At 48.2% G+C, this 8,810-nt stretch carries 5 protein-coding genes; 4 read left to right on the top strand and 1 reads right to left on the bottom strand.

The window, feature by feature from the left end; translation table 11 throughout:
- Nucleotides 1-984 precede the first annotated feature (984 nt).
- Complete coding sequence (locus tag HMPREF2955_RS04755) at nt 985-1,596, top strand: DUF6088 family protein (protein ID WP_070721468.1); 612 nt, start codon at nt 985-987, stop codon at nt 1,594-1,596.
- 14 nt (nt 1,597-1,610) lie between these two features.
- The gene (locus HMPREF2955_RS04750) at nt 1,611-2,636 is read left to right on the top strand and encodes a nucleotidyl transferase AbiEii/AbiGii toxin family protein (RefSeq protein ID WP_070721467.1); all 1,026 of its coding nucleotides are present in this window, start codon (nt 1,611-1,613) and stop codon (nt 2,634-2,636) included.
- Nucleotides 2,637-2,679: 43 nt separating this feature from the next.
- On the opposite strand, the gene HMPREF2955_RS04745 is transcribed toward HMPREF2955_RS04750, so the two are convergent.
- Nucleotides 2,680-5,142, bottom strand: coding sequence for an outer membrane beta-barrel protein (locus HMPREF2955_RS04745; protein WP_070721465.1), 2,463 nt, complete (start codon nt 5,140-5,142; stop codon nt 2,680-2,682).
- Between the two features lie 303 nt (nt 5,143-5,445).
- Between HMPREF2955_RS04745 and dxs the strand changes: the two genes are divergently transcribed.
- Together dxs and trkA are read left to right on the top strand one after the other, a co-directional pair.
- A complete protein-coding gene (gene dxs / locus HMPREF2955_RS04740; RefSeq protein ID WP_070721463.1) occupies nt 5,446-7,332 on the top strand; it encodes a 1-deoxy-D-xylulose-5-phosphate synthase in 1,887 nt (628 codons plus the stop codon).
- Complete coding sequence (trkA, locus tag HMPREF2955_RS04735; protein ID WP_070721461.1) at nt 7,329-8,672, top strand: Trk system potassium transporter TrkA; 1,344 nt, start codon at nt 7,329-7,331, stop codon at nt 8,670-8,672. The genes dxs and trkA overlap by 4 nt, the downstream gene beginning before the upstream one ends.
- Nucleotides 8,673-8,810 lie beyond the last annotated feature (138 nt).

The raw sequence follows: 8,810 nt of genomic DNA, 5'->3' as shown, positions 1-8,810 counted from the left end.
AAAATGAATTTATATTCCAAAGAACCGCCATTTGTACCTGTTTTGGGCCTATTAGCAGCAAAATGCAGTGCAATTTGCTGCTAAATGGGGTGTGTTTTGCCGCTAAATGCAAGATGTTTTGCTGCAAAATGCAGTGCAATTTGCCGCTAAACGCAGTGCGTTTTGCAGCAAAACGCAAGGTAAAATGCAGCTAAATGCAGGGTGAAAAGCATAAATATCCGCCGTAATGGTATAAATAAAACCTTCTTGAACCATGAAATCTGTGGCTCATAGGGGCAAAATGCCTATCGAAAAGTGGGTTTTTAGGGGTAAAATGGGTGTAATTGGGCTTGAAAAAAATCAGACTTCCAACCAAACTAGAAAGCTAAAATGGTGCAAAATGCAGGTTCTGTTCCTAAAAACAGACAAAACAAAAGACACAAAAGGTTAGAAATAGTGACTATTTACCTACTTTTTAACCTGTTTTTTCGCTAGAACGGAGTGAAAATTAGAGCGATATTGTAAAAATAAAATAACAATTTAAGTTTTTGAGTTGATGAGTTTTTGAGTTTTCGAGCTTGTAAGTTTATGAGTTCTTGAGTTTGAAAGTTGATGAGTTCATTAGTTGATGAGTTTTTGAGTTTATAAGTTGATGGGTTGATGTGTTCGTGAATTGTTGGGTTTTCGTAAGTTTATAAGCCAGAGAGTTTGTTTGTACTGAACTTCGTATATAAAAGAGGAGTGTTTATCTTGTGTTAGCATCACAAAGATAACAAACTCCATTCAATTTATAGAAACATTAAAAGTCAAGACAACTTCATACCATATTTAGCTTTGTGAGCTGATAGGCTGTGAGTTCTGAGCTCAATTTTAGTTTATAGACTGGCAGATTCACGATTTCTAGTACATTACTTAATGAAACAAAAAAACATATCAACATCATTAGTATTTGGATATAATTGATTATTTTTGCATTTGAAAAATCTGCAAAATTTCAAAGGTTACATGAACAAGGAAGGCTATATTGAAGAGAGTAGAACTTTAAAATCGAGAATTAAAGCATTGCCCGATGATAGCGTGCTGTTCCGTTCGGACTACCCAGAGTATCATTCTGAGTTTGTAGGAAGTACGTTGGCAGAACTGGCTGAAAGCGGAGTACTATTCAAGATGGCGCAAGGCATCTATGTAAAGCCGAGAAAGAGCAGGTTTGGTTTGGTACTTCCATCTATTGAGAAAATTGTTCAGGCTATTGCTATGCGAGACAATGCAGAGGTGCTACCATCAGGAACGACAGCTTTAAACGCGTTGGGACTTTCTACTCAGATTCCAATGAACTATTCCTATCTAACATCAGGAAGTGAAAGAACAATAAAACTAGCCAATCGCCAAGTTGTGCTAAAACGTGGAGTGCCAAAGAATTTCTGCTACAAAACACGACTCATTGCTTTGTTAACGCAGGCACTTCGAGCTTTAAAGCAAGAAAACGTAGGAGATTCTGAATTACAAATAATTCGTGAACTCATTAACAAAGAAACAGATAAGAAGAATCTGGCCAAAGATGTAGATGCTATGCCTGGCTGGATGAAGAGAATTATTAAACCAATGCTTAACAATTAAACAAATAAAATACCATGGAAAAGTTGTGGTTCAACAACAAAGATTTGGATCGTTTGGCAATGTTGCAGCAGACTGAGGCCGAACAATCAGGGATTAATCAGGCGGCAATAGAGAAAGACTGGTGGGTGACAATAACACTTAAAGCACTGTTCCAAAGTGAGTGCCGCGACTCATTGACATTCAAAGGAGGCACTTCGCTTTCCAAAGGGTTCAACATCATCGAACGTTTCTCGGAGGACATTGACTTGTCTATAAGCCATTCGTTCTTTGGAATAGACAGGACAACCAAAAATCAACGTGAAAAACTGCGCAAGATGGCTCGTGCATACATCCACAATACCCTTTCCGCACAATTAGACTACAATCTGAAAAAGATGGGCATTACAGGGTATAGCATCGAAAATGTAACTCATATACAGGGAAAGAACGGGGAATGGTGCCCAATAGACTCTGACAAAGACCCTACAATTATTCTTTTGCACTATCCATCAATCGTTGAAGAAACAATAGAATACGTTCCTCCACGGGTAAAGATTGAAATCAGTTCGCTCTCTATGGACGAGCCAACAGCGTTGCGCAACATCCACTCATTAATAGAAAATAGTTTTGAAAGCGAAGATATAGATGCCTGCTGCACGGTTAGAACAGTGCTACCAACCCGTACTTTCTTGGAAAAGCTATTCTTACTTGCAGAAGAGTTCCAAAAAGAAAAGCCAAGAAGCATGCGAATGTCACGCCACTTGTACGACTTGGAGAAACTTATGGACACTCAGTATGGGCATGAGGCCTTATCAGACATCACCTTATACAATTCCATAGTAGAACACCGCAGGGCTTATTATGCACTAAAACATGTCAATTATGACCTTCACAATCCTAAAAAAATCAACTTTATAATTCCTAAGAAAGAAATGAAAGCATGGAGTGACGATTATACTAGAATGAGGAATTCGTTCTTCTTTGGTAAGTCTCTCGAATTTGAAGAGTTGATGCAAAGAATGAAAGAGTTGCAGAAACGCGTGCGTGCTCTGTCCGATTAAAAGCATTCATGTCTTAACGGAGCAAGTTGCGGGCTCTAACCAACTATGAATTACCCTCCTTCTTCTTAAAGTTAAGCTGGTAGCTAAACGACAGTAGCACATAGCTTTTAATCACGGGGCGATAGCTTTCGTTAAATCCTGTGGCCGATGCTGTGCGTTCGAGACTTTGCCGACGATTAAGAATGTCATTCCAACTAAGGGTTAGGGTGGCCTGCTTACTGCGGAGGAAACTCCAAGCCAACGACATGTTCCACAGCCATTGGTCGGCATCGCTGCTGGTCATTGTGCCCCGATGCAGGTAACAAGAGGCATCGGTAGAGAGTTCGAGGTCGAAAGGCAAGTCGGCCATAGCGTTAACGCTTAACGAGAAATCATGGTTTTTGGTGCGCGTTTGTGTCTGGATGTTGTGCGAAAAGCGTGGTTGCCAGCGTGCGCCAAACGTTATGTCGCCCCATTTTGGCACAAATCCGCATAGCAAAAACACCTCTCCTTCACGCATTTTGGTAATGCTTTTCGTCACGTCGGCCTCGGTTTCATCGCCATTGAGCGACACTTCGCGCCGCAAACCCAACGCCATGTTAAGCCCCAAGTTCCATAAACCCAGCTGTTTGTTCCACCCCAAGTTGGCGTTAAAGCTATTATTGCCGTTGATGTTTACTTGCCGATAGTGGCGCGCCCCCGACTGGCGGTCGAGCCGCATCTCTTCGGTAAAGTCGTTAAGCGTGCTTTGGAAGTTGGCACTTAGCGAAAGTCCCCATCGCTCGTGTTCCCATTCTAGATCGAACATGCTGTTGAACGCCGGTTTAAGGTTGGGGTTTCCTTCGCGAATATCCAAGGGGTCGGTGGTGTTTCGAAAAGCAAGCAACATCTCTGCACTAGGTTGCGAGGTGTAGCCCGAATACTCTAAGCGCACATTCATACCCTTTCCGCGCCACCGCACATGCGCCATTGGCTTGAAGTCGGCATGCCGCAAGGTGGTATCGCGTTGCTCGCCGTGGTATCGTTGATGAAACCGCTTGCGCTGTGGCAGCAAAGTAAGGCCGCCACTGGCGCTAAGATGCTCGCTGTCGTAGTTGAAGGTCAACCGCAACTCTTGCCCAAGAGACGTCAGTCTGCTTTCGTTACTAAGGCTATCTACCCATTGTCCGTTGTTCCTAGCCTTGTCGTAAGTGTCTTGCTTGCGGTAATCCTTGGCCGCAACAATGCCCCAACCCGCCTGCAACCGCACCTTTTTGCCCAAAGGTTGGGTAAGTAGTGCGGTAAACGATGCCTGTCTTGACTGCGTGGGCGATAGCTGTTCCAACGCTCGAAGTTGCAAAGAGTCGGCTCCCAGCTTGTTTTTCAATTGCCGATAATGTGTTCTGCTGTGCGAATTGCTGGTGCTTTCGGCATTGTTGGCATCCATTCGGGCCACAATACTCAATGCCGTACCGCCTTCGGCAAAGGCATGAGTGAAGTCGGCCGAGGCATTAAAGCTGTTGGAATGGCCGCGAGAGATGCTCTCTTCCTTACCCAATGTTATGGTATCTATGCGCGCTCGCTTGTCGAAAAGCTGCGTTTCTTGCGCATTTTGGCTCTTGTTGCCGTATAGACTGGCAGAAAAATTCACGTTGAGTTGGCTCCGCTTAGCCATCTCGTAAGTGGAAAAGAACCACAGCGTGCCACTAGTGTTGCGCCCATTCATGCTACTTGTTGAGGCATCTGCTCGCGTACCAGTCGTCAGATACTCTTCACTGTAACTCGAACCCTGCATTTCGTGGTGGAAATCGTTAAGCGATGCACTAGCGTTAAGTTTCAATTGCTTACCTAGATGCTTGTTTCCGTCTATGGATACCGAGTTTGTATAATTGCCGTTGCCTGCCGTGGTGTTCTCCAAGTTGCTGCTTGCCACGCCAAACGACAAGCTTTCGCCGTTAGACCGCAGCCAATTAAGCAGCGCGCTGTCGTTGCGTCGTCCCTGCGTGCCGTGTTCGGCCTTAACGTTTGTGGTAAGGGCACCGTTAAATTCGTCCTTAGTCTGAATGTCGAGCGTCAGCTCCTGCAATCCGTCGGTAATGCCCGTGGCCTTTTCGAGGGTAGAAAGTAAGTCGTATATTTTAAGTTGCGACACCGCCTCGGCAGGCAAAGCGGCCAAGGCCCGTGCGATATTGTTACCCATGAAGGTAGAGCCATTGAGACTAATCTTAACAAGCGGCTTGCCATTATAGGTTAGTCGCCCCGTCACTCGGTCGTAGCGCATGCCCGGAACCTTACGTAACAGATACTCCAAGCTACCGCCTCGCTTGGTGTGTAGTCCGCCCACGTTGATGAGTGTGGTGTCGTTGCGCATCTGAATAAGCTTTCGGCGAGCCACTACAACCACCTCGCCAAGGTCTTTTCCTTGGCGTAACGTGTCGGGGTCGCTCAACAAATGGTGCGGCCTTGATAGCGTAGCGGCATGCGTTGGCAAAAAGGAAAGGGCCTGTAAGCCAACCGCTATATATATAAGGAGTAGCCTTATGCGCATCTAATTGTTTTTGTTAGGTTCCATGAGGCCTGCAAGCAAGCCAAATGCAAAGGTAGTCTACACTTTCGGGTTGTGCAACTAAACGGCTCATTATTTTACATCCGCACCGCCATTAAGCCTTGTTTTAATGCAACCAGCCAACTTACAACATCTGCTTACCCATAGCCACAAACCGCACAACAGGCAAGACAAACACGAAAGCAACATGAAAAACTCCACCTTGGCAGGCGAATTATGAATGCGGCGTTATCGAAATTCGATTAAAAGCCGTACCTTTGTGCCGTAATTGAACAAGAATTTATTGTGGGAGAAAACAGTTTCGAGCTATTAGATAAGATCAGGAACCCAGAGGACTTGCGCAAACTAGATGTTGAACAGTTGCCGCAACTGTGCCAAGAACTACGCCAAGACATTATAGAAGAGGTGTCGGTGAACCCCGGACACTTTGCTTCGAGCCTGGGCGTAGTTGAGCTTACCGTTGCTCTGCACTACGTTTACGACACGCCCGAAGACCGAATTGTATGGGACGTAGGCCATCAGGCATACGCCCACAAACTGTTGACGGGCAGGCGCGAGCAGTTTTTCACCAATCGTAAGCTGGGCGGCATTCGCCCTTTTCCCACGCCCATGGAAAGCCCTTACGACACATTCACCTGCGGACATGCCTCAAACTCCATCTCGGCAGCATTGGGAATGGCCGTGGCTGCCAAGCTAGGCGGCAACCAACAACGCCACGTTGTGGCCGTAATCGGCGACGGAGCGATGAGTGGCGGATTGGCTTTCGAAGGCATTAACAACGTATCGTCTACGGACAACGACTTGCTCATCGTGCTCAACGACAACGACATGAGCATCGACCGAGCCGTTGGAGGCATGGAGAAATACCTGCTGAACCTCGACACCAACGAGACATACAACCATCTACGCTTTAAGGCGGCGCAATGGTTGCACGCCAAAGGATGGCTAGACGACGACCGCAAGAAAGGCATCCTGCGACTGAACAACGCCTTGAAGTCGGCGCTGAGCCACCAACAGAACATCTTTGAGGGCATGAACATACGCTACTTCGGCCCATTTGACGGGCACGACGTGAAAGAAGTGGTGCGAAAGCTACGCCAACTCAAACAGATGCGCGGGCCAAAGCTACTCCATCTGCACACCACCAAAGGCAAAGGCTACAAGCCTGCCGAAGAATCGGCCACGATATGGCACGCCCCAGGCAAGTTCGACCCTGCAACGGGCGAACGACTGGTATGCAACAATACGGGCGAACCGCCCCGTTACCAAGACGTTTTCGGCGAAACACTGGTTGAATTGGCACAAGCCAACCCCAAGATTGTGGGCGTTACGCCAGCCATGCCCACAGGATGTTCGCTAAACATCATGATGAAGGCCATGCCCAACCGCGCTTTCGACGTGGGCATTGCCGAAGGCCACGCCGTAACTTTCTCTGCCGGCATGGCCAAAGACGGGCTTGTGCCATTCTGCAACATATACAGTTCGTTCTCGCAACGCGCCTACGACAACATCATTCACGATGCGGCGTTGCTCAATCTGCCGCTGGTGCTGTGCCTAGACCGCGCCGGACTGGTTGGCGAAGACGGTCCAACGCACCACGGAGTGTTCGACATTGCCGCGCTGCGTGCCGTTCCCAACCTAACGATAGCCTCGCCGATGGACGAACACGAACTGCGCAACCTGATGTACACGGCCCAATTGCCAGGCAAGGGAACGTTCGTTATACGTTATCCGCGCGGCAATGGCGTATGCCCCGACTGGCGTTCGCCTTTCGAAGAGATAACCATCGGCACGGGCCGATGCCTTAGAGTGGGTACGGATGTGGCCGTAATAACACTCGGCCCGATTGGAAACGATGTGGCTGAACTACTCGACGAGATGCAGGGGACAAAGCAAGTGGCCCACTACGACCTGCGCTTTGTAAAGCCATTAGACGAAAACTTGCTGCAAGACATTGGCCGCAAGTTCAACAAGATTATAACCATTGAAGACGGTGTACGCAACGGCGGCATGGGTTCGGCCGTGATGGAATGGATGGCCGACCATGGTTTCCGCCCCCAAATAGTGCGCATGGGCTTGCCCGATGCCTTCGTAGAACACGGTTCGGTGGCACAACTACGCAAACTGGTAGGCCTTGACGCCGACTCAATAAGAAAGGAGATAGAAGCATGAAAATCGTTATAGCCGGTGCTTGCGACATAGGAATTTACCTGGCTACACTGCTATCGCACAGCCACGAGAACATCACGCTCATCGATGAGGACGAAGAACGGCTGGGCAGAATGGACGCCGAGGCCGACCTGATGATGTTGCAAGCATCGCCCAGCAGCGTAAAAACACTTAAAGAGGCGAACGCCGGCGACGCCGACTTGTTTATCGCCGTTACCGCCGACCAACATCTGAACCTCAACATCTGCATGATTGCTAAGGCTCTGGGGGCAAAAAAGACGGTGGCCAAGATAGACGATGTGGAACTGACAGAACCAGGAGTGGCAGAACTTTTCGAGCGTTTGGGCGTTAGTTCGCTCATCGTTCCCGAAACACTGGCGGCCACCGACATCATCAACGGACTGAAAATGTCGTGGGTGCGCCAACGTTGGGACGTGCACAATGGCGCGCTTGTGATGCTGGGAATCAAGTTGCGCGAGGGCTGCGAAATACTTAACCAACCCCTAAAACAACTCTGTGGACCCGACGACCCTTACCACGTGGTGGCCATTAAGCGCGGTTACGAAACCGTCATACCAGGCGGTAACGACGAATTGAAACTCTACGACCTGGCCTACTTCATGACAACACGCCAATATATTCCCTACATCCGCAAGATTGTAGGCAAAGAACACTACGTTGACGTTAAGAACGTGTTCTTCATGGGTGGAGGAAACACCTGCGTGATGGCGGTGAAAAACATCCCCAGCTACATGGAAGCCAAGATAATAGAGAAAGACGAACAGCGCTGTGAGGAGCTGAACGACCTGCTTGAAGAAGACAAGGCACTGGTGATACACGGCGACGGACGCGACATACAGCTGCTGAACGAAGAGGGTATCATGAACACGCAAGCTTTCGTGGCACTAACAAACAACACCGAAACCAACATCCTGGCATGCCTTACGGCTAAACGATTGGGCGTGCGCAAGACCGTGGCTATGGTAGAAAACATGGACTACGTTAGCATGGCAGACAGTCTTGACATCGGTACCATCGTGAACAAGAAAGACATTGCAGCAAGCCACATCTACCAAATGATGCTCGATGCCGACGTAAGTAACGTGCGTTTTCTCACGATGGCCAATGCCGACGTGGCCGAGTTCACAGCCCAACAGGGTTCGAAAGTCACCAAGAAACGCGTGTTCGAGTTGGGTTTGCCACGGGGAGTAACCATTGGCGGACTGGTTCGCAAAGGCGTAGGCATCCTCGTTTCGGGTGGCACACAGATTGAGGCAGGCGACAGTGTAATGGTGTTTTGCCACAACACCAATATGCAACAGCTTGGTAAGTTCTTTAATTAGCCATCGGGACACGAACTTTAAGTTCGGGAAATGAAGAAAAGCGGAGCCCTTGATGTTCCATATCTTCGCAACCTTCCCAGCCGATTAAACATCCAAGCTTGCATTCTCGTCAACTTTCAAGCTTGTTAACTCGCGAGC

The organism is Prevotella sp. HMSC073D09, assembly GCF_001814145.1.
GTDB classification, from domain to species: Bacteria; Bacteroidota; Bacteroidia; order Bacteroidales; family Bacteroidaceae; genus Prevotella; species Prevotella conceptionensis.
This window is presented reverse-complemented; position numbering and strand designations above follow the sequence as displayed.

What these genes read in the sequence shown, in the direction of transcription:
- HMPREF2955_RS04755 (WP_070721468.1), top strand. Translation starts at nt 985, where the DNA reads ATGAACAAGGAAGGCTATATTGAAGAGAGTAGAACTTTAAAATCGAGA.
- HMPREF2955_RS04750 (WP_070721467.1), top strand. Translation starts at nt 1,611, where the DNA reads ATGGAAAAGTTGTGGTTCAACAACAAAGATTTGGATCGTTTGGCAATG.
- HMPREF2955_RS04745 (WP_070721465.1), bottom strand. Translation starts at nt 5,142, where the DNA reads ATGCGCATAAGGCTACTCCTTATATATATAGCGGTTGGCTTACAGGCC.
- trkA (WP_070721461.1), top strand. Translation starts at nt 7,329, where the DNA reads ATGAAAATCGTTATAGCCGGTGCTTGCGACATAGGAATTTACCTGGCT.